At 65.5% G+C, this 20744-nt stretch carries 15 protein-coding genes; 4 read left to right on the top strand and 11 right to left on the bottom strand.

Annotation, left to right across the window (positions count from 1 at the left end; translation table 11 throughout):
- From ABIA70_RS19870 to ABIA70_RS19830, 9 genes are all read right to left on the bottom strand, one after another.
- Window positions 1-1464 carry an MFS transporter gene (locus ABIA70_RS19870; protein WP_354149306.1) on the bottom strand — a complete coding sequence of 488 codons (1464 nt, stop codon included), beginning with the start codon at window positions 1462-1464 and terminating at the stop codon, window positions 1-3.
- Between the two features lie 33 nt (window positions 1465-1497).
- Window positions 1498-4146, bottom strand: coding sequence for a trehalase-like domain-containing protein (locus ABIA70_RS19865; protein ID WP_354149305.1), 2649 nt, complete (start codon window positions 4144-4146; stop codon window positions 1498-1500).
- Between the two features lie 348 nt (window positions 4147-4494).
- Window positions 4495-6591 (bottom strand): hypothetical protein, encoded by a 2097-nt coding sequence (locus ABIA70_RS19860; protein WP_354149304.1) that lies wholly within the window; start codon window positions 6589-6591, stop codon window positions 4495-4497.
- 16 nt (window positions 6592-6607) lie between these two features.
- The gene (locus ABIA70_RS19855; protein ID WP_354149303.1) at window positions 6608-7693 is read right to left on the bottom strand and encodes a glycoside hydrolase family 130 protein; all 1086 of its coding nucleotides are present in this window, start codon (window positions 7691-7693) and stop codon (window positions 6608-6610) included.
- Between the two features lie 3 nt (window positions 7694-7696).
- Entirely contained in the window at window positions 7697-8554 is an 858-nt protein-coding gene (locus ABIA70_RS19850; protein ID WP_354149478.1) for a carbohydrate ABC transporter permease, read from the bottom strand.
- A gap of 76 nt (window positions 8555-8630) precedes the next feature.
- A complete protein-coding gene (locus ABIA70_RS19845; protein WP_354149302.1) occupies window positions 8631-9596 on the bottom strand; it encodes a carbohydrate ABC transporter permease in 966 nt (321 codons plus the stop codon).
- A gap of 11 nt (window positions 9597-9607) precedes the next feature.
- Entirely contained in the window at window positions 9608-10915 is a 1308-nt protein-coding gene (locus tag ABIA70_RS19840) for an extracellular solute-binding protein (RefSeq protein ID WP_354149301.1), read from the bottom strand.
- Window positions 10916-11060: 145 nt separating this feature from the next.
- Window positions 11061-12116 carry a LacI family DNA-binding transcriptional regulator gene (locus ABIA70_RS19835; protein WP_354149300.1) on the bottom strand — a complete coding sequence of 352 codons (1056 nt, stop codon included), beginning with the start codon at window positions 12114-12116 and terminating at the stop codon, window positions 11061-11063.
- 179 nt (window positions 12117-12295) lie between these two features.
- Entirely contained in the window at window positions 12296-13285 is a 990-nt protein-coding gene (locus ABIA70_RS19830) for an LLM class flavin-dependent oxidoreductase (protein ID WP_354149299.1), read from the bottom strand.
- 154 nt (window positions 13286-13439) lie between these two features.
- Between ABIA70_RS19830 and ABIA70_RS19825 the strand changes: the two genes are divergently transcribed.
- Both ABIA70_RS19825 and ABIA70_RS19820 read left to right on the top strand, forming a co-directional pair.
- Complete coding sequence (locus ABIA70_RS19825; protein WP_354149298.1) at window positions 13440-14324, top strand: aldo/keto reductase; 885 nt, start codon at window positions 13440-13442, stop codon at window positions 14322-14324.
- A 59-nt stretch (window positions 14325-14383) separates the two neighbouring features.
- Window positions 14384-15085 carry a type 1 glutamine amidotransferase domain-containing protein gene (locus tag ABIA70_RS19820; protein WP_354149297.1) on the top strand — a complete coding sequence of 234 codons (702 nt, stop codon included), beginning with the start codon at window positions 14384-14386 and terminating at the stop codon, window positions 15083-15085.
- Between the two features lie 74 nt (window positions 15086-15159).
- Here the strand turns inward: ABIA70_RS19820 and ABIA70_RS19815 are convergent, their stop codons facing one another.
- On the bottom strand, window positions 15160-17214 hold the full coding sequence (locus tag ABIA70_RS19815) for a PxKF domain-containing protein (protein WP_354149296.1): 2055 nt from the start codon (window positions 17212-17214) through the stop codon (window positions 15160-15162).
- A gap of 300 nt (window positions 17215-17514) precedes the next feature.
- Here ABIA70_RS19815 and ABIA70_RS19810 point away from each other — a divergent pair, with 300 nt between their 5' ends.
- Both ABIA70_RS19810 and ABIA70_RS19805 read left to right on the top strand, forming a co-directional pair.
- On the top strand, window positions 17515-18498 hold the full coding sequence (locus ABIA70_RS19810) for an ABC transporter substrate-binding protein (RefSeq protein ID WP_354149295.1): 984 nt from the start codon (window positions 17515-17517) through the stop codon (window positions 18496-18498).
- Window positions 18499-18621: 123 nt separating this feature from the next.
- The gene (locus ABIA70_RS19805) at window positions 18622-19194 is read left to right on the top strand and encodes an SRPBCC family protein (RefSeq protein ID WP_354149294.1); all 573 of its coding nucleotides are present in this window, start codon (window positions 18622-18624) and stop codon (window positions 19192-19194) included.
- 167 nt (window positions 19195-19361) lie between these two features.
- Here ABIA70_RS19805 and ABIA70_RS19800 read toward each other — a convergent pair whose 3' ends face one another.
- Window positions 19362-20738, bottom strand: coding sequence for an NtaA/DmoA family FMN-dependent monooxygenase (locus ABIA70_RS19800; protein WP_354149293.1), 1377 nt, complete (start codon window positions 20736-20738; stop codon window positions 19362-19364).
- Between the last annotated feature and the right edge of the window lie 6 nt (window positions 20739-20744).

The raw sequence follows: 20744 nt of genomic DNA, 5'->3' as shown, positions 1-20744 counted from the left end.
TCAGGGCACCGGGGGCGAGTCCGAGGCCGCATCGGGCTTCAGCGACTGCCGGCGTGGGCTCGTTCTGGGGGTGGCGGGCATCGCGACCACCGCGGCCACCGTGAGGAAAGCGCCGACGAGCACGCTCAGGAAAACGGCCCCCGACGCTGCCACCACGCCCGACCCGCCGTCCGCGCCGCCTGCCGAACCTGCGTAAACGGCATTGGCGACGGCTCCGAAGGCAGCGACGCCGAGTGCACTGCCAATGGAGCGGGCGAACAGGTTGGTGCTGGTGACAACACCGCGCTCGTTCCACGGGACACTCGACTGCGCAGCGATCAGGGTGGGCGTCGCCACCAGGCCCAGGCCAAGCCCGACGACGAAGCAGCTGCCCGCCACCAGCGCAACGTTGGGAGCGGCCGAGGTCAGGGCGAGGATGGCTACCCCGAGGACGGTAATGCTGATGCCGATCAGGGCGGTGGACCTGAAGCCGATCCGCAGGTAGAAACGGCCTGCCTGCGACGCGCTGATCGGCCAGCCGACGGTCAAAGCTGCGAGGGCCAACCCGGCAACGAGCGGCGACGTCGCCAGCGCCCCGTCCAGGAAGGTCGGCACGTAGGAGGTCAGCCCGATCAGGACCGTTCCCACACCGAAGGAGACCAGGGCGGTTGTGCCGAGCAGGCGCCGCGACACAACATACGGTGGAAAGACGGGTTCGGCAGCGCGCCGCTCAACCAGGATGAACAGAACCAGAAGGACTGCCCCTGCGGCGAAGATGCCGATGCTGACAGGTGAGTCCCAGGCCCAGGTGTGTCCGCCCTGGAGTGCCCCGAGGATAAGCAGGGTCAGCGACGCGGCCAACAGGACCGCCCCGGGGTAATCCACCTTGTGCCTGGCCGGCTCGACGTTCTCGTGCAGGGTCCGCACCAGCATCCACCCTGCCAGCAGGCACAGCGGAACATTGACGAGGAAGATCCCCCGCCAGGCGCCCAGGGAGGCGAAAATTCCGCCGAGGCTCGGTCCCACGACGGACGACGCCGCCCATACGCTCGCGAGGTACCCCTGGACTTTGGCGCGTTCCTCGAGCGAATAGATGTCTCCGGCGATGGTGATGGACACCGGCAGCACGGCTCCGGCGCCCAGGCCCTGCAACGCCCGGAAAGCAATCAGGGCCGGCATGTTCCAGGCCACGCCGCAGAGGATGGAACCAAGCAGGAAGAGCCCGATGCCGGTCAGGATAATCGGTTTGCGGCCGGCCATGTCGGACAGCTTGCCGTAAATGGGCACCGAGACAGCCTGGGCCAGGAGGTATGCGGAGAAGAGCCAGGGAAACGACGAGAAGCCGCCGATGTCAGCCACAATCGAAGGGACGGCAGTGGCCACGATGGTCGAGTCAATGGCGACGAGGCCGGTGGCCAGCATCAGGGCAATAAGAATCGGGCCCCTTTCGGAGCGGAATCCCACTGACTTGGCCTGGGTTGTCATCGCTCCACTCTAGGCAGGGACCGGTGACGCCACCTAGTTCTTCGTCCGCGGTTCCTGCCTGTCCTGGTGCCCGTCCAGCAGCCGTGCGCAGCGGATGAAGCCCAGGTGCGAGTACGCCTGGGGATGGTTTCCAAGGTGGGTTTCCGTACTGGGGTCGTATTCCTCGGGCAGCAGCCCCGTGGGTCCGAACAGGTTCACCAGCTGGTCAAACAGGTCCCAGGCCTCCTCGATCCTGCCCACCGCGATGTAGGCCTCAATCAGCCAGGTGGTGCAGATGTGGAAGCCGCCCTCCAAACCCGGCAGGCCGTCGTCGTACCTGTACCGGAAAACGGTGGGGCCCACCCGCAGTTCCCGTTCCACTGCGGTGACGGTGTCCAGGAAGCGCTGGTCGGTGACATCAAGCAGGCCGGACAGACCGATGTGCAGCACAGCGGCATCCAGGTCCGGGCTGTCGTAAGCGACCGTGTAGGAGGAAGCGGACTCGTCCCAGCCTTCGCGGAGGACTTCCTCCCTGATGGTCCTGGCCGTGGGTTCCCAGGACGGTTCCGGCGACCTGCCGTGCCGTTCCGCGGTGCGGAGTGCCCGGTCCAGCGTCACCCAGCACATGACTTTGGTGTAGACGTGGTGCCGCGGCGGACGGCGGGCTTCCCAGATGCCATGGTCAGGCTCGTGCCAGCGGGCCAGGACCGCGGACGCCATCTGCACCATCAGTTCCCAGTGGTCATCCGCGAGGGTCCCGTGCCGTTCGCTGAGCGTGTGGATCAGCTCCGCGATGGGGCCGAAGACATCCAGCTGGACCTGATGGTCTGCGGCGTTGCCGATCCGGACGGGCCGGGAGCCCGCGTACCCGGGCAGGCTGTCGATGACTGCTTCTGTTGACAGCGGCGCCCCCGTGACGGAATAGAGCGGGTGCAGCCACTCCGGACCGGGCGCGTGCTCGAGGATGCGGCCCAACCAGCCAAGGAATCCTGCCGCCTCCGTGGTGGAACCGAGGTCCGCCAGCGCGTTCACGGTCATGGACCCGTCGCGCAGCCAGCAGTACCGGTAATCCCAGTTCCGCGTTCCGCCGATTCCCTCCGGCAGTGACGTAGTGGGCGCGGCCAGCACGGCACCGGTGGGCTCGTGGACGAGGGCCCGAAGGACAAGCGCAGAGCGGCGGACCAGCGATGGCTTGACGGAGGGAAGCTCCAGTTCCTGGACCCAGCGGCGGGATTGATGGGCGACGCCGGCCCGCCGGTCGGTCTCCGCGCCCGGGTCCGCGGCCTGCGGTTCCGTGTCCCCGCAGCGCAGGTTGAGGACCACGGGCCCGTCCTGCAGGTTGACCGAAGCCATGGCGGTGGCGTGGCGGCCGTCCGAGGTGACGGTGAAGCTGACGCCCGGCGCGAACAGATAGATGGGGTCCGACGTGCCTACCACGTGCAGTTCGTCGCCGCGGGCCTCCATGCTGAACGGGGCATTGGCGTAGTCCGGCCGCGGCGCGAAGACGATTTTGGCGCCGCCCGTGCCGGAAAGCACCCGGACGAGGCTGGTGATGCCGTCCGGCGCCGGTTCCAGGTAATCGGTGACGGTGACGTCCGCCCACCGCGTTTCCACGATCATGGTGCTGTCCACATAGCGCTGGCCCAGGACCTGGGAGCTCTTGACCGGTTCCACGGAAAAATGCCCGGCGGCGTCCCCGCCCAGGATGTGGGCGAACAGCGAGCCTGAATCCGGGAGCGGGTGGCTCATCCAGCAGATCTTGGCGTCCGGGGTGACCAAAGCGGTGGACGATCCGTTGCCGATCATCGAGTGCCGCTCAAGCCCGACTGCGTCCTCCCCGAACAGCCAGGCCCTGCGCAGTTCGAACAGCATTGCCAAAACGCGTGCGAACGATTCCGGGTCGCGCAGCCGGTGGGCAGCCGCCGTCTCCCCCGGCCCCACGCGCAGGCCCATGTCCGGACCGCGGAGCGTGGCGATGGCCAGCTCGTCGCTGTAGGCATCCCCGGCGTACAGGGCCGCGCTGGCGCCGAGCCGGGACCTCAGGCTCTCCAGGGCGTCGGCCTTGGACGGTTCCACCACGGAAAGGTCCAGCACGGAGCCGTCCACAATGAAGAACAGTCCGTGGGCTTTGGCGATTGCCCGCGCGGTTTTGGTCACGGTCTTCACCACGTCAGAGGTGGCCGGCCTGGTGTGGACGGAGACCGCCACGGGCTTGCGTTCGATCCAGATGCCCGGGTGGAAACCCACCGCCTCGGACAGTGCTGCGCTGACTTTCTGGAGGGTGGCCTCGGTGGCAAGGGACTGGACGTGCGCGTAACCCATGTCCGACTCTGCACCGTGGGAACCAATCAGGTGCACTTCGGCCGGCAGCCGGGAAACTGCCGCGAGGTCGCGCAGCGAGCGCCCGGAGATGACGGCGGCGTGGGTGTTCGGCAGCGCGGCCAGGGCGCGCAGTGCGATGGCGGCGCTGCCCAGCGGGAGCGTCTCGGTGGAGATCCCCTCGGCGTCGCACAAGGTTCCGCCGTAGTTGCAGGCCACGAGCAGTCCGGGAACGCGGGCCAGGACTTTGAGTTCTGTCAGGAGGGACGGTGTGAAACCCTCATCAGAGGCGTCCGATCGGACAAATGCGCGGAGCAGGTTCAGCGGGAGCGACCTGGTCAGGAGCGCGGAATCGGCGACACTCTGATTGAGCGGTGTAGGCATTTGCATAACCCTTCGAGCAGATTCCTGCCCGGAACAGCGGCCGCTGGGTCTTCCTGACGGACATCCGGGTGGTGCCCCGCTCCGGAATTCCCCAGGAATTCCTGAGGGGGCATGTTCATTCTCCGCCCGGAGGGTTTCCCGCGAAAGTCTCTTGCATTACGTATGTGTAAAAGTCCCAAAAGTGGGTAAGGACGGGCCGCACGGCTGTCACGCCGTGCGGCCGGTAGGCGGACGACGACGGCGCTCCCCGCGTGTTTCCGGGGAACCCGCCGTCGTGCTTTTCCAAAAACCGTCGTGCTTTTCCAAAAACGTGCCGGGCGTGAGGCCCGCAGTTCAGTCCAGCGGACTTCAGCCGGCGGTCATCGTCACCAGCGTGAAACCGCCGGGGGCCACGGTGACGCGGCCCGCAGTGGTGGCCGCTGCGTCCCTTGAGCCGTCGACCGGCTGGCCGGAGGAGTCGTACTGGCGCTGGACCAGCACAAACCCTGCCGGGACGGCCAACTCCTGGACCGTGGTGGACTTGGCCGCGCTGACGTACAGCGTGCTGTCGCCGCCGGAACCTGAGACCCGCACAGTGGAAATCAGCGGCTGGACCAGGAGCGCATCCAAAGCCGCAGCTCCGTCCGTGCTGGCCGTAACCGAGGTCAATCCTGCAGCCAGGGCCCGCCGCAGCGTGAACGGGAAGAGGATGCCGGGTGCGTCGGTAATGCCCTGGGCCCCCGCCCCGCCGTTGGCCGTGGCGCCCAGCGGGCCCTTCGCCGACGTCCAGGTCGTGGTGCCCGAGGGGGCGATCACCTGGTTCACGATGGGGAAGATGTTGCTGGGCTGGTCCGCTGCCGGCACCGGGATGGAAAGGGTGCCGCCGGCGCCCAGGTCCACGTACGCACCGCCGGAAATGTTGGCTTCGCCGGTCCAGGACGACGGCGGCCGGACCACGGTGCCGTTCCCTGTGATGGTGCCGGCTTCAGCTTCCACCACGCTGAGCCCGTTGGTCCCCTCCGTCACGCTGATCCCCAGCGCTTTGGCCCGGAGTCCGGGGTCTGCGTCGAGGGCGAGCATGGTGAGAAGGGCGTGGATGGTGGATTCGGCACCGGAGTTGGGGTTGATCCGGCCGTCCGTCTCGATCCCGTCAATGGCGGTGCCGGTGGCAGCGTTGTAGGCGGGCGCACCGTTGGGGTTGGCGCCGAAGAACCACCCAGCGGCGATGGCGGCGACGTCCAGAAGGCCCGGAGCGTCAGCTGCCTTCGCCGTCGCCACGAGGCTTTGGACCCGGGAGTCCACGCCGTACGCGATCTGGGCCTCGCCGGGGGTGGGGCTCCAGGCGTTGTCCGGTCCGCCTGCTGCGAGAAGCTGCGGGGTGAACTGCGCGGTGTCCTTCACCGCTGCGGTCAACAGGTCAGGCCTGCCCAGGACCGTGGACGCGGTAGCAACAGCGGCCGGAGCCATGCCGCCCCACGCGTGCCAGAGGCTCTGCGACTTGTTCCACGGCATGATCGCGCCGAACGGCCATTGGGTGGCTGACCCGGAGGACATGGCGGCCACGCCCTCGCTCAACTGTATTAGCGCCGTGGTGGCAACGGGGTCGGACGGAACAACGTCCGCATACGCCGCCAGGCCCAGCACTGCTTCGGCCGAGGCATCGGCACCGCCGGCGATCAGCCAGGCCGGGACCTGTACGCCGTCAGCGGTGTCGAACGTTCCGTACTTGGCGAGGGACTGCCGGTTCAGCGCACCAAGGGAGAGGTGCAGCCGGTCCTGCAGGAATGCGGCGAACTCAGGATCCGACCCGGCAAATCCGGCAAAGCCCTCCCCCAGCGCCCACACGGTGCGGGCCAGCCAGTAGGATTCCGCGGAGTCGGAAGGATCCGGCAGTTCTACCGGGATGGCGCTGGGGTTCAGGCTGCCGTCGGCCTGCTGCCAGAGAACCACGTTGCCGGCGTTCGGGCCGTCCACCGTTTGCAGATAGGTCAGTGCGCGCAGGTTCTGGAAGGCGTGCTCCTTGCTTGCCAGGTCACCTGTCTGCTTCCAGTGCCGCAGGTACACCACGGCGGTACGGGCAATGTCATCCGCGTTGAAAGCGCCCTGGCTCCAGTGGCCGGTGGCCGGGTCAAGGGCGCCGCCGCCCACCCGGTTGTAGCTGCCGTCGGCCTTCTTGTCGGCGTAGGTCCACGGCCCTTCCGCCGAGGGGTTCTGTTCAAGCTGGTAGGTGGTGTGCCCGGCCACCGGGGCCAGCGGGACGGTGTCCAGCAGGAAGTCCAAGTGGTCCAGGTTGGTCAGGCTTTCGCCCTCGGCGAGAAGGGGCGCCAGGACGGGTGCCGTCTGCGCGGTAAGCGCATTGACGGACGACGGCGGCGCGGCGGGGCCCGCAGTTGCGGCGCCGGCCGGCAGCGAAACGGCAAGCAGCGATAGGGCCACGGCAGTGACAACCGGCCGGGTTGCCTTCAAGGAACACGCCACCGGGTCAGACCCTGTCCAGTTTGGCGACGCCGATTTTCGAGTCCGCCATGCCGTAGAAGACAAACAGCTGGTCACCGATCTTTTCAATCGCGGTGGGGAACACCACGTTCGGGACAATTCCCGAGATCTCGTCCTCGGTTTCGGGCGCCAGGAGCGGCTTGTCGCTGCGGGCGATGACCTTGGACGGGTCGTTGGCGTCCAGGATCATGGCGGCCGCGGTGTAGTTGACGTTCTGCTGTTGCTCGAAGGCGGAGGCGGCCATCTTTCCGGCCACACCGTGATGGATCAGGAGCCAACCTTCGTCCACCCGGAGCGGGGGCGGACCGCCGCCGATCTTCAGTTCCTCGAACGCAAATTCGCTGAGGGCCACCAGCCTGTGCTTGCCCATGTGGACCAGGTTGCGCAGGTCCCGCTCGACGTCGGCAACGGCCACGTACGAGATCCAGATGCCGGGCCGGTTGTCCGTGACGCCGGCGGGGAGATGCTCGCCTTCGCCCGGACGGATCCAGCCCAGGTCCCACATGGGGCGGTGCAGCATCGCGAAGGAGGGCACGCCGTCGGGGTCGTTGACGGGTTCCGGGAAGAACACTGCGTCCTTGTTGGGGAAGAGATTCAGGTCCATGGAGAGATCGGCCTGGTACTCGAAGAAGCAGGGGCCCAGGCGGTCCCAGTTCCGGAGGTCCTCGGAGTGGGCGAAAGCCAGGCGGGGGCCCAGCGGGCCGTAGGCCACGTAGGTCATCAGGTGCTTGCCCAGTGCCGGCACCCAAGTGGTGCGCGGATCCTCGGTGCCGGCGTTGTTCAGCCCGCGTTCCCAGCCCTCGTCCGGAGCCAGGACAACGCCTTCGCGTTCGACGCCGGTGGGGACGCCGTCGTCGTTGATGATCACTTTGGCGAGGCCCACGCGGGACACGTTGCCGGTGGCCACGAGGCGCGGAAGCAAGTACAGCTCGCCGTCCGGCCCGCGGCCGCTGGCGGGGTTGAGGACGCCTTCGGCTTCGAAGTCGTTGCCGGGCTCGGGGGTCATTATGACCCCTGCGCGGGTGAGGGTGAACGGGACAGTGGGCAGTGCGGAAGTCTGGGGGGAAGTCATGAATTAGCCCTTTACGCTGGAACCGATATTGGTGGAAATGAACTGGCGCTGGAAGAAAATGAAGAGCGCGACGGCGGGTGCCGCCAGAACGCAGGCACCGGCGAGGATGGCGCCGAAAGGGTTGGCCGACGTGGCGGCCACGTTGGAGATGTAGTTGGCAAGGGAAACAGCCAACGGCTGGAGAGCCTGGTCCTTGGTCACCAGGAACGGCCAGAGGAACTCGTTCCATGGGCCGATGAAGGTCAGCAGGATGGCCGTGACAATGGCTGGACGGACCAGCGGGATGGCTATCTGCCACAGGATCCGCAGCTCCGAAGCGCCGTCAATGCGCGCGGCCTCAAACAGGGTGGATGGCAGCTGCAGGAAGTACTGGCGGAACACGAAGACCGCCGTGGAGTTGATGGCGAAGGGCAGGATCATCCCGATGTAGGTATCCGCCAAACCGTAATCGCGCACGATCATGACATAGAGCGGGATCTGAAGCAACTGGAACGGGATCACCTGCACAAGCAGCATCAGACCGAAAACCGCCCCGCGGCCCCGGAACTGCATCCGGGCGAGCGCGTAGCCCACCAGGAGACCGAAAATCACGGTAAAGAGAATCACGCCCCCCGTGAAAATGCCCGAGTTGACGAGGCCCCTGAACAGGTTGATGGAACCGTTGATGCTGTCGTAGTTCTCACCAGTGATGTTGCCCGGGTTGGGGAAGGCGCCGCCGATGGAGGTGTCCGGGGAGGCCTGCAACGAGCCGATGAACATGTAATAGAACGGAAAAAGGAAGACGAAGGCGCCAATGGCCAGCAGAATGAAGCTGCGCACCCCGAGGTTTCGCCGTTTTTCCACACCGGAGTCGGCCCGCATCGCAGCTTCGGCCTGCTCTGGACGCCGGCCGGCGTCGTCGTTGTTCTTAGCGCTTTGCGCGTTGGTGACAGACACGTCAGTCCTCCTCTCCGCCGACAAGGCGTCTTTGTATCAGGGCAATCACCAGCACGCCGAGCACCAGCACCACGCCCAGCGCGGCAGCCACATCGGGGTTGCCCTGAAGGATGCCCTTCTGGTACATCAGGAACACCGGCGAGGTCGACGCGCCGTCGGGCCCGCCGCCCCCCGTCAGCAGGTACGGCTCAGTAAACAGGTTCGCCCCGGTGATGGTGGCCAGCAGTGTAACCAGAAGCGTGGCGGGCCTGACGCCGGGGACAGTGATGTTCCAGAATTGGACCCACTTGTTCCCCCCGTCCACGGACGCGGATTCGTACAGCTCATCGGGAATGTTCTGCAACGCCGCCAGGTAGAGCAGAATGAAGAACCCCAGCTGCTTCCACGTCACATACAAGGCCACGGTGGGCATGGCCAGCCATGAGTTGACCAGCCAGGACGGGTCGGGGGCGAGCGGCCCCAGCAGGGCGTTGACCAGCCCGTTCTGCTGGAAAAGGAACAGCCAGACCCCGACGACGGCGACGCTTGCCGTCACGTAGGGGACGTAGTAGCTGACCCGGAAGAAGGTCTTCAGCTTCGTCACCCTGTTCAGGGCGTTGGCCAGGACCAGCGACAGGACCACCGTCAGCGGGACGTTGATGACCAGGAAAACGCCGATGTTGGCGAACGAACGCAGAACTGCCGGGTCGGTCAGGATGGTGACGTAGTTTTCGAATCCCACAAACGGCCGTTCCACCTTGACGCGGGGGGCCGTGAAGAAGTAGTCGTGGAGCGAGATGTAGACGGCGTAACCCAGCGGGTAGGCCAGGACAGCAAAAATGTAAATAACGTAGGGGGCACTGAACAGCAGGCCCAGCGGCTGGGGGCCGAGGAAGCTTTTGCGCTTCCTGGCCACCGGCCGCCGGTCCGCCGTCCTGCCAGCCGGCTTCCCCGTGACGGGGTTCCCACTAGAAGAGCGGAGTGACATGGGGGGTCACGCTACTTCTGGGCTACCAGTTGGTTGATCTTGTCCGCAGCACCCTTGAAAGCCGTGTCGATGCTTTCGTTGCCGAAGATCACGGACTTGGCCCAGGCCGTCCGGAACGTCTGCCAGACCTCTACGGAGTTGGCCACGTTGGGGACCTCGACGGTCCGTGCGGCCTGCTTGGCGAATTGCGTGTAGGCCGGGTTCTTGGCGAAGTAGTCCGGGAAGGCCGTGGGGAGGTCCTTGCGCATCGGCATCTGGCCGCTTTCTGTGAGCAGCTTGCCGTCCTGTTCCTTGCTCGTGGCGAACTTCATGACCTCCCAGGCTGTGCCCTGGTTCTCGCACGCGGAGTACATGGCGACGTTCTTCGCGTCGGAGAACGTTGACGTGTCCGACTTGGCCGTCGCGGCCGGAACCGGCACTGCGCCCCAGTTGACCTTGCCCTTGTAAGCCGCGATGGCCCACGGACCGGCCAGTGACATGGCGGCTTTGCCCTCCAGGAAGGAGTCACCCTGGTAGACCTCCTTGGAGGCGAGGTTCTCCTTGTACAGAGTCTCGAACATGGTGGCTACCTGCTTGCCCTTCTCGCTGTCGAAGGTGGCTTTGCCGTCCTTCACCAGCGGGGTGCCGTCAGTGTTGGCAGCGTAGAAGGAGTAGAAGTCGAACCACGCCTGGAAGAAGTCGCTGGCCGGGGAAGGCCACAGCGCGTTCGGCGCAGCTCCCGTCTTCACGATGGTCCGCGCCGCATCCAGCAGTTCGGCTTGTGTCCCGAGCTTGGGGTTTGCAGGATCCAGCCCGGCCTTCGCGAAGAGGTCCTTGTTGTAGAAGAGGACCACGGGGTTGGACTTCCACGGCAACTGGTACATCTTGCCGTCGGAGGACTTGTACTGGTCCGCAAGGTCCCCGGTGCGGTCCTTGATGTACTGGAGACCGTCCGGGAAGCTGTCCAGGGCCACCAGCCCGCCCTGCTTCTGGAACTGTGGAACGGCCACGGGCGCGGTGTTGAAGACCAGGCACGGCGCATTGCCTGCGGTGATGGCGGCGCCGATCACTTCCTCGGAGCTCTTGCCTGCCGGGATCTCCTGGGCTTCGATTTTTTGGTCGGCGTGGCCGGCGTTCCAGGCCTCAACCATCGCCTTGCCCCACTTCACCTCGAACTCGTTGTTGGAGTACCAGATCTTGATGGGTCCCTTGGCCGAGGTCACGGAGTCGGTGCTTCCCCCGCCGCCGCCACCTCCTCCGCCGCAGGCTGCCAGCCCGGCGCCCATGACGGTAAGGGCGGCCACTGACAACACGCGGGTGGCTTTTGTAAAGCGCTTCATTGCGACTCCTTGGATCCTTGTGGGAATTTAATCTTTGGTTTGGTGTTCGGTGGAACGGACAGGCATGCAGTGACTGAAAACGGGCGCGGCTGATCGCGCTTCCGGGTGCATTGTTTTGTGTGGTGGCGGTAGGGGATGAGGGTGCTTAGCCCGCGGGGGGCCGCGGGCTGGACCTGCTGGCGGCCTGGGCCGGAGCAGGGCCGGTGGAGGCACGGACCAGCAGCACAGGTGCTTGGAGCTGGGTGTCTTCGCCGGAGTGGGTGCCGTTTAGCTGGTTCAGGAGAGCCTGAGCAGCCGCCCGGCCCCAGAGCAGGGGGTCAGTGGCAATCGTGGTGAGCGGTGGATTCAGGTATTGGGTGAACTCGGCGTTGTCATAGCCGGTCACGGACAGGTCGCCGGGCACGTTCAGTCCTTGGGATTGGGCGTAGAACTGGCCGGACGTGGCCATCAGGTCATTCGCATAGACAATCGCAGTGGGGCGGTCCGGCCGGCGGAGCAGCTCCGCCGTCGCCGCCACTCCTCCGGGAGCGGTGAAATCCGCTTCGGCGAACAGATCAGCTGAAAGGCCCGCTTTGGCCATGGCCGCTTCCCAGGCCAGGCGCCGGCTGCGGCCGTGGATGTATTCTTGGGATCCGCCGACATGGCCGATGCGGATGTGGCCGAGTGCCACCAGGTGCTCCACTGCGGCGGAAATGCCGTCGGTGTCATCCATGGACACTGCCGGGAAGGGGGAATCCGCGTCAGGCCGGTTGAGTGTTACGGCAGGCAGGTTGAGTTCCCGAAGGAGCCCGATCCGGGAGTCATTGTGCCGGACGTCGACCAGAATCACGCCGTCCACCCTGCCGCCGTCAGCCAGCTTTCGATAGGCCCGTTCCTCCGCCTCCGGAGCCGTCGCCACGCTGAGGACGAGCGTGTAATCGTGCTCGGCCAGTGTGGTTTCAATCCCGGCGATAAATGCCGGAAAGAACGGGTCGGTTCCCAGCAGCCGCGGGTCCCTGGCCATGACGAGGCCCAGCGCGTAGGCCTTGGCTGATGAAAGTCCCTTGGCGCGCAGGCTCGGCTTCCACCCCAATTCCTTGGCAACCTGGAGGATACGCTCCCGGGTGGCATCGCTGACGCCGGGCTGGCCATTGAGGGCATACGACACAGAACCTTTGCTGACGCCGGCCGCCTGGGCGACGTCGCTGATGGTTACTGCCATGGAATGAGCCCTTTAGTCTGGGTCCCGTGACTTGCATCACTGAACCGGTTCAGTAATCACTACTAAACCGGTTCAGTTGATTATTGTCAAGGATTTGGCTTTAGGCGGCCAGACCTGTCCCCCATTTGCGGATTATCGCGGGGCCCCGCGCGTCACGCCATGCGGGACACCCCATTGGATTAGACCCGGGCCAGCCCCGCGGCCTGTGCGAGCAGTTCCACGGAACGGAGCCGCGCCTCGGTTCCCGTGCTCTGGTGCGCGACGATGAGTTCGTCGGCGTCAGAGTGCTTCGCGAACTCGTCGAGGTACTCGATCACGGCGTCCGGGGTGCCGATGGCGGAGTAGGTCATCATCTGCGAGACGTGCTGGCCCTGCGGGGAGTCCAGGACCATGTCCGCTTCGTCGTCGGTGAACTCGCGCCCGCCGCCGAAGAACAGTGACACGCGGGCCCGTTTGGTGGCCTGGAAAGTTTCCTGGGCCTCAGAGGCGGAGTCCGCCGCGATCACGTTAACCCCGGCAATCACGTGCGGCGCGTCCAGCTGGGCCGACGGCTTGAATTCACGGCGGTAAAGCGCCACTGCATCCTGCAGGGCGTTGGGGGCGAAATGCGAGGCGAACGCATACGGGAGGCCCAGTTGGGCGGCCAGGCGGGCGCCGAACAAGGACGAACCGAGGATGTACAGCGGGACGTTGGTGCCCTTGCCGGGTGTTGCCTCGACCCCCTGGATCCGGGTGGGGCCGGTGAGGTAGCCCTGCAGTTCCAGGACGTCCTGCGGGAAGGTGTCGGCGGACATCGGGTCCCGGCGAAGTGCGCGCAGGGTGTTCTGGTCGCTGCCGGGAGCGCGGCCCAGGCCAAGGTCAATCCGGCCCGGGTGGAGGGTCTCCAGCGTGCCGAACTGCTCGGCGATGGTCAGCGGCGAGTGGTTGGGCAGCATGATCCCGCCGGCGCCCAGCCTGATGGTCCTGGTGTGGGCCGCCACGTGGGCAATCAGCACGCTGGTGGCGGACGAGGCGATGGAGGACATGTTGTGGTGCTCCGCGTACCAGATCCGCCGGTAGCCCAGGTCCTCGGCCCGCTGCGCCATGGCCACACTGCCCGCGAAACTCTCCGCCGCCGTCTGGCCCTTACCGATGGTTGCCAGGTCAAGGATGGAGAGGGGAAGCGTCACGTCGGTGCCGGCCTTTCAATGCGTTGCGTAGTGGTGCGCCGGCCAGGTTCCGGCGGGCACACTGTGGACAACGACGGCGGCGCCCGGGTTATTTCAACCGGATGAATTCACCCCGGCGCGGAATACTCAGCATGCTGATGGTGTTGCCGCCCCCATGAGCCATGACACGAACCATCCTGAACTGTCCGCAACCATCGACCTGAAAGACCTGGGAACCGTGCACCGCCTCGGCTTCGGCGCCATGCGCATCGTCGGCGACGGCGTGTGGGGCGAACCCGCAGACCGGCAGGCCGCCGTCGCAGTGGTGCGCCGCGCCGTCGAACTCGGCGTGGACTTCATTGACACGGCCGACTCGTACGGGCCGAACACCAGCGAGGAAATCATTGCCGAAGCCCTCCATCCCTACAAGGCTGGGCTGAAGATCGGCACGAAGGTGGGCTTCACCCGGACGGGCCCGCACCAGTGGATCGCGGTGGGCCGGCCGGAGTACCTGCGCCAGCAGACCGAACTGAGCCTGCGGAAGCTGAAGGTGGACACGCTGGACCTGCTGCAGCTGCACCGGATCGATCCGAAGGTGGACGCCGACGAGCAGTTCGGGGTGCTCCGCGAACTGCAGGACGAAGGCAAGGTCAGGGCACTTGGCCTGTCCCAGGTCAGCGTGGCCGAACTGGAGGCTGCCGGAAAGCACTTCACCGTCTCCACGGTCCAGAACCGCTACAACCTGACGGACCGCAGCTCCGAGGACGTACTGGAATACGCGGAGGCCAACGGCATCGGCTTCATCCCGTGGGCACCGATCTCCGCCGGTGAGCTGGCTCAGCCCGGCGGCCCGCTGGACGAGGCCGCAAAGCGGTTGGGCGCCACCACCTCGCAGGTGGCCTTGGCCTGGCTGCTGCGCCGCTCCCCCGTGATGATGCCGATTCCCGGCACCGGATCCGAGAAGCACCTCGAAGAAAACATGGCCGCGGCCGGAATAAGCCTCGATGACGCCACCTACGCTGAGCTGGAGGAGGCCTCCAGCTCCCTCGCCCAGGCCTAGGAACTGCAGATCCCACACCCTTTACGCCGGGTGAAACCGGCACAGACAGGAGAAACAACATGGCAAATATTCTGATGGTCGTATCGGCCGCCGACTCGCTCACCATGAAGGACGGCAGCGAGCACCCCACAGGCTACTGGGCCGAGGAACTCGTGGTCTCCCACCAGACCCTCCGCGCGGCTGGCCATACGGTCCACCTCGCCACCCCGGCCGGCAAGAAGCCCACGGTGGACCAGGTCAGCCTGGCCCCGGAGGCTGCGGGCGGCAAGGAACGGGCCGACAGTTTCCGGGACTATCTTGCCTCGATCGACGCCGAGCTGGCCTCCCCACTGGTGCTGGCCGACGTCGATATCGCCGGCTACGACGCCGTGGTCCTGCCCGGTGGGCACGGCCCCATGACCGATCTGTTCAAGGACGCGGATCTGGGCCGGCTGCTTGTCGCTGCGGACAGGGACGGAAAGGTCATCGCCCCGTTCTGCCACGGCCCCGCGGGGCTGCTCAGCGCAACGCTCGACGACGGCTCGTTCGCCTTCGCGGGGCGCCGCCTCACTGTCTTCACCAATGAGGAGGAGCTGAACGGCGGCACCGGTGAGAACACCCCGTGGCTGGTTGAGGACGCGCTGAAGGAGAAGGGCGCGGTCATTGAAAACGCAGCGGCCTGGAGTTCGAACGTGGTCCGCGACCGCAACCTGATCACGGGCCAGAACCCGCAGTCGAGCGAGGACGTGGCGAAGGAAGTTGTGAAGGCCCTGGCTGGCTAATAAGTCGGTACCCAACGCAGACAGGAGAGGCCCGGCCGCATGGCCGGGCCTCTCCTGTCTGGTGGTATTCGTTCCTACTTCAGCTTGAAGCTGGCGCTGATGGAGGAGTAGCCGTCTCCGGCCCACATGGTGAGCCGGTAACAACTGCCCGCCACAGAGGGCGTCTTCCAGTTGTAGATGAACTGCCCGGCCGTGGCGTCGTAGCGGAGCACGGTGCTGCCGGTTGAGGTCGTTTCGACGTCATCCGTGAGATAGCCCAGCGAGCAGGTTATCGGCGCCATCGAAAACTTCATCAGGCTCGGGTCCGTGATCTCCTTGTCGCCCGCAAACACTTCGAACTTCGCCGGAACGGTGCTGCCGTTTTTGACGGTGTTCAGCACATTTCCCATGTCGATCGGCTGGTAGAAGCCCTTGATTGTCCAGGGATTTACTTTGTACGTCTGCGTTGCCTCCGCCGTATTGCCGGCCATGTCAGTCGCGGTGGCTGTCAGCGTGTGGGTGCCGACCGCCGTTCCCCCTCCGGTGACAACACAGCTTGCCGGACCGGACAATGAGTCCGAAGCCGTGCAGGTCGGGAAGACCGGGGTGGAGCCGTAGTAGACATCGGCGGTGGTTGAATCAAAGGTGGCTGTCGGGGCAGTCTTGTCGATCTTGAGTTCGCCCGATTTTGCTGCCCCCACAGCGCTGGTGTTGCCAGCCATATCTTCGAAGACGGGACTTTCAACCACTACCGCCGAGCCTTCGCCCGTCGAAGTGGCCGTCAGCGTTGCCGGTGATGCCAGTCCCGATATCAGGTCGCTGCCGGCGAACGTGGCTACAACATCCTCCTTGTACCAACCGTTGGCATTGGGAGTTGTTGGGCTAACACTGACGTATGTGACGTTGGGAGCGGTCCAATCGATATCGAAAGACTGGCTGGCAGCACCGGCCGCGGAGGAATTCCCGGCGACGTCCGAAAAAATGGGGCTCGCAACAGATACGCCGGCTCCTTGGCCTTCGGAGGTCGCCGACTTCGCGTTCGTAGTCAGTCCGGAGGTAGCGTCGGTGGCCGTGAAGAAAGCTGTCACGTTCGAGGTGAACCAGCCGTTCTTGCCCAATGTGCCGGTTGCGCCGGCGGCGTTGCTGACCGTTGGTGCGGTGCCGTCCTTCTTGATCGAAACCTTCACGGGACCGTCACTTCCCCCGCTGCTTGTAGCGGAGCACGTGTAATCCGTTGACGTCTGGTCCGCGGTGATCAGCTGGTCGACGCATCCATCGAGGTGGATGGTGCTCGGGGAGTCGCCGTCAGTCACCGTCCAGGCCAGGGCTACAGCGCTCTGGTACCACCCGTTGTCGCCATCAGGTGCAATGGGGCTAAGCGTGTAGTTGATCTCGGGCGCCGTGGCGTCGGTGATGCTGTAGGTCACCGAGCTCTTGACATAGAGGCCGCCAGCGTCCGTGTAATCGCATGAGGCCTCCTGGGATCCGACGCCGTAGGCGGCATCCGCGCCAGTGATGGCGCTGAGGGTTATTGGGCGAGTGATTATCCCGTCTTCAGCGTCAGTCGCGGTGCAAACGGCGGTGGGGACGGAACCCTTGGCATAGGAAGCGCCGCTTGTAACACCGTCAATCGTCAGGACCGGGGCGGTGTTGGACGGGGCAGGGGCAGTCACATTAACGGTGAAGCCAGCCGGAGCGAAGTTGAACCCGGCGCCAGTATCATTACTCCGCTGGCTTGCCGTAACGCTGGCGGATCCGGGGCCAACAGCTGTGATCGTCAGCGTCCGTGTTGCACCACAGGAGTTGAAGGTGACAATGCTGGGCGAGACCGTAGCAACTGCCGTGTTGCTGGAACTCAGGTTCACTGAAAGGGTGGTCGACCCTGTCAGATTGCAGCCCGACTTGCCATCCCCACCGGTTGGCTGGACAGCCAGAACTGTATTTCCAGGTGTCCCTCCGACATTAAGGGCCATGACCTCAGCCACGGCATCAATATCGCTGTCCAGCGAGTTAAAAACGTCGTCCGCGTAGGCCACCCCCGCACTCGCCAACAGCAGGCTTCCGGCCGCTACCGCAGCCGCCGCCCTGAACCCTGCGCGCCGGGGCTGCCTGCCCGGTCCCGCGCCCACACTTACCGCTGAAAATCTCATAGAAATGCCCTCCCTCATGGCACTGCGGCCGGCCTGGACGCAACGTAGTTTCACCGTAATTGCCGCGGCCAAGGGGAACACGCGTAATGGGCACCTGTCTTTTTTGCGCGAGTACTCACATTCGTCAGGCACCACCCGGAGCACTACTTGGATTGTGACCGCCCCTGACGCCCGGTTAACGGCCGTTACTCCCGGTATCGCACCGTTTCGGCGGTCTTTGATCCCGCGCCTGCCCTCCCGGATAGTTGCTGCCACAAGCACAAATCCGGTGCAACACTCACGAACTTCCAAGGGGAAATCATGGCCGCATTCAAGACCAAACCGGCACTCGGGGCAGCGATGGCGGTGACCTCGCTGCTGGCCCTTGCCGCCTGCTCGGACCCCGGCGCGACGGCGGCGTCAGCACCGTCGTCGGGCGCTTCCACCAGCACGGCCGCCACAGGCTTCAATCTGAGTCCCGAGCAGGACCGCGTCAAGGTGACTGTGGACGCCGCGGCCGCGGCGCTGGTCCCGGATGCCATCAAAGCGGACGGCAAACTTACCGTTGTGTCCACCGGCGGCACGCCTCCCCTGAGCCTGTTCGCCACGGACAACAAGACGCTCATCGGCAGCGAGGTGGACATCGCCTACGCAGTGGGCGAATCGCTGGGGCTGGAGGTCGAGGTGCTTCCGGTGGCATGGGCCGACTGGCCATTGGGCATTGAATCCGCCAAGTACGAGGCCGTCCTCTCCAACGTCACCGTCACCGAAGCGCGCAAGGAGAAGTTCGACTTCGCCACGTACCGGAACGACCTGCTGGGCTTCTACGCCAAAACCGACTCGACCATCGGCGACATCAAGGAAGCCAAGGACGTGGCGGGCAAGCGCGTTATCGTCGGGTCGGGCACCAACCAGGAGGCGATCCTGGTGCGGTGGGACGACGAGAACAAGGCCAAGGGCCTCGCGCCGGTTGAGTTCCAATATTACGACGACGACTCCGCCTCCACGCTGGCCCTCCAGTCCGGCCGTGCGGACCTGACGTTCGGACCGAACGCCGGCGCCGCGTACAAGGCTGCCAAGGACGGCAAGACCAAACAGGTGGGAACGCTCGACGGCGGCTGGCCGCTGAAAGCCGAAATCGCCTTCACCACCAAAAAAGGCAACGGTCTGGCTGTAGCAGCCCAGGGCGCCCTGAACCACCTCATCGGGGACGGCAGTTACGCCAAGATCCTGGACCGTTGGGGGCTGTCTTCGGAAGCCATCCCGAAGTCAGAACTGAACCCGGCAGGCCTGCCCAAGAAGTAGGGGGACCTGCCGACGAATGGATCCCCGTACTGCAGCAGCGGTGCGGGGATCCGCCGTTGACCACATGTAGCGGCGTGAGTACTCTGGGCCAACTATCCCTTGCCGTGGATCGTGGAGGCAGCAGTGGTCGGCAATTCCAAAAGCAGCAGTGACTACGAATTCCTGACCGTCTGGCGCGTCGCCGGAACCCCGCACGAGGTGATGGAGATTCTGGGTGATGCCGGGGCATTGGCCCGCTGGTGGCCCTCGGTGTATTTGAGGGTTGCGCCCCTGGATCCAGACAACCCGGAAGGCAGTGCAAAGACGTTCTCCCTGCACACCAAAGGTTGGCTGCCGTACACCCTGAAGTGGCAGCTCACCGTCACCGAGCCCATCACCGAAAAAGGACTCGCACTCTCCGCCCAGGGCGACCTCAACGGCACCGGACGCTGGACCTTCGAACAGGACGGGCCGGAAACGGTGATCACCTATGACTGGCGGGTCAGTGCCTCCAAACCGCTGCTGCGCCGGCTCAGCTGGCTGCTCAGGCCCGCCTTTTCCGCGAACCATCGTTGGGCGATGGCCCGCGGGCAGGAAGCCCTCGCTCTGGAATTACGACGACGACGGCCCGGCGCGGATCTCGCCAGCATCCCCCGGCCTGCGCCGCCCACGTTCGTGAGCTGGCACCGCCGGCCGCGGATGACACACCACACGTGACGAAAACCCCTACAGCCGCTGCTCCCACACCGTTAGCTGCAACGTGACGCCCGCCAGGGACCTGTCGACGGCGGCACTCGCCCTACCGCCGTCGTCGGACACCATAGGAAAGCTGCGGCGCGCGGTCCGGAACCGGCGACGCAACCACCCGTTGAGGCGATCCGCATTCATGACGCGCGGACCGCCCCAGCGGTCTCGTCAGCAGTACGCACTGGCGTCTGAAGCCCAAGGTTTTCGCGCAGCGTGCTGCCCGCGAATTCCGTGGGGTAGACACCGCGTTCCTGCAGTTGGGGCACCAGGTGGTTCACGATGTCGTCGAGGCCGGTGGGAATCAGCCAGGGCGAGATGTTGAAACCGTCCACGGCACCCACGCGGGCGTACTCTGCCAGCTGGTCCGCCACAGCCGTGTACGAACCGGTGAAGGTGGCATCGATGCGGGCCGTTTTGGACGTGACGAACTGGCGGATGGACAGGCCCTTGTCCTTGGCTTCCGCCCGCCACTGGTCCGCCAGCTGGCGGGCCTTTGCGCCGTGGAAACCGCTGCCGCGGGTCTCGGAGGTCTCCTCAACCACGGGGTCAATGTCCGGCAGCGGCCCGTCGGGATCGTACTCCGACAGCTCGCGGCCCCAGAACTGCTCCAGGTAAGCAACCGCCTGCTGCGGACCGATCTGCAGGCTCCGCACCCACTCCTTCTTCTCCGCCGCTTCCTCTGCGGTGGGCGCCAGGATGAACTCGCTGGCCGGCATGATCTGCACGGCGTTGGCGCCACGGCCAGCCGCCAGCGAGCGCGCCACCAGGTCCTTGCGGAACTCCACGGCGTCGTCGAACTTGGGGTGGGCGGAGAAGATGACATCCGCCTGGCGGGCCGCAAAGTTGCGGCCCTCGGGCGAGTCCCCGGCCTGGAAGAGCACGGGGCGGTACTGCGCGCTGCGGGGCAGTCGCGGCGTCACGTCCACCGTGTAGTGCTGGCCCTCGTGGAGCACGCGGCGGGCGGGCCCCTGCGCGGTTTCCCAGGAGTCCCAGATCCGCTTGGCCGTTTCGACGAACGCTTCGGCGTGCTTGTAGCGGTCTGCGTGGTCCAGGTATCCCCCGCGGCGGAAGTTCGCCCCGGTCCAGGCGTTGTCCGTGGTCACGATGTTCCACGCGGCCCGGCCGCCCGAAATCAGGTCAAGGGACGCGAGCCGGTGCGCCAGGTCAGCAGGATCGTTGTACGTGGTGTTCTGGGTGGCCACCAGCCCGATGTTCCTGGTCACTGACGCGAGGGCGGCCAGCATGGTCTGCGCGTCCGGCCGGCCCACCACATCGAGGGCGTGCGGGCGGCCCAGATGTTCACGCAGCCGGAGTCCCTCGCCCAGGAAGAACGCCGCGAAGAGACCCCGTTCGGCGGTCTGTGCGATGCGGCGGAACGAGTCAAAGTCAGTCTGGGACCCCGATTCCGCCGCCTTCCAGATGGTGCCGGAGTTGACGCCCTGGAAAAAGACGCCGAACTGGATCTTGCCCGACGGTACAAAAGAATCGGATTTAGCACGGCTGTGCGGTGTCATGGTCGT

It is taken from the genome of Arthrobacter sp. 754 (assembly GCF_040548695.1).
GTDB lineage: Bacteria > Actinomycetota > Actinomycetes > Actinomycetales > Micrococcaceae > Arthrobacter.
This window is presented reverse-complemented; position numbering and strand designations above follow the sequence as displayed.

What these genes read in the sequence shown, in the direction of transcription:
- ABIA70_RS19870 (WP_354149306.1), bottom strand. Translation starts at nt 1,464, where the DNA reads ATGACAACCCAGGCCAAGTCAGTGGGATTCCGCTCCGAAAGGGGCCCG.
- ABIA70_RS19865 (WP_354149305.1), bottom strand. Translation starts at nt 4,146, where the DNA reads ATGCCTACACCGCTCAATCAGAGTGTCGCCGATTCCGCGCTCCTGACC.
- ABIA70_RS19855 (WP_354149303.1), bottom strand. Translation starts at nt 7,693, where the DNA reads ATGACTTCCCCCCAGACTTCCGCACTGCCCACTGTCCCGTTCACCCTC.
- ABIA70_RS19850 (WP_354149478.1), bottom strand. Translation starts at nt 8,554, where the DNA reads ATGCGGGCCGACTCCGGTGTGGAAAAACGGCGAAACCTCGGGGTGCGC.
- ABIA70_RS19845 (WP_354149302.1), bottom strand. Translation starts at nt 9,596, where the DNA reads ATGTCACTCCGCTCTTCTAGTGGGAACCCCGTCACGGGGAAGCCGGCT.
- ABIA70_RS19840 (WP_354149301.1), bottom strand. Translation starts at nt 10,915, where the DNA reads ATGAAGCGCTTTACAAAAGCCACCCGCGTGTTGTCAGTGGCCGCCCTT.
- ABIA70_RS19835 (WP_354149300.1), bottom strand. Translation starts at nt 12,116, where the DNA reads ATGGCAGTAACCATCAGCGACGTCGCCCAGGCGGCCGGCGTCAGCAAA.
- ABIA70_RS19825 (WP_354149298.1), top strand. Translation starts at nt 13,440, where the DNA reads ATGAGCCATGACACGAACCATCCTGAACTGTCCGCAACCATCGACCTG.
- ABIA70_RS19820 (WP_354149297.1), top strand. Translation starts at nt 14,384, where the DNA reads ATGGCAAATATTCTGATGGTCGTATCGGCCGCCGACTCGCTCACCATG.
- ABIA70_RS19815 (WP_354149296.1), bottom strand. Translation starts at nt 17,214, where the DNA reads ATGAGATTTTCAGCGGTAAGTGTGGGCGCGGGACCGGGCAGGCAGCCC.
- ABIA70_RS19810 (WP_354149295.1), top strand. Translation starts at nt 17,515, where the DNA reads ATGGCCGCATTCAAGACCAAACCGGCACTCGGGGCAGCGATGGCGGTG.
- ABIA70_RS19800 (WP_354149293.1), bottom strand. Translation starts at nt 20,738, where the DNA reads ATGACACCGCACAGCCGTGCTAAATCCGATTCTTTTGTACCGTCGGGC.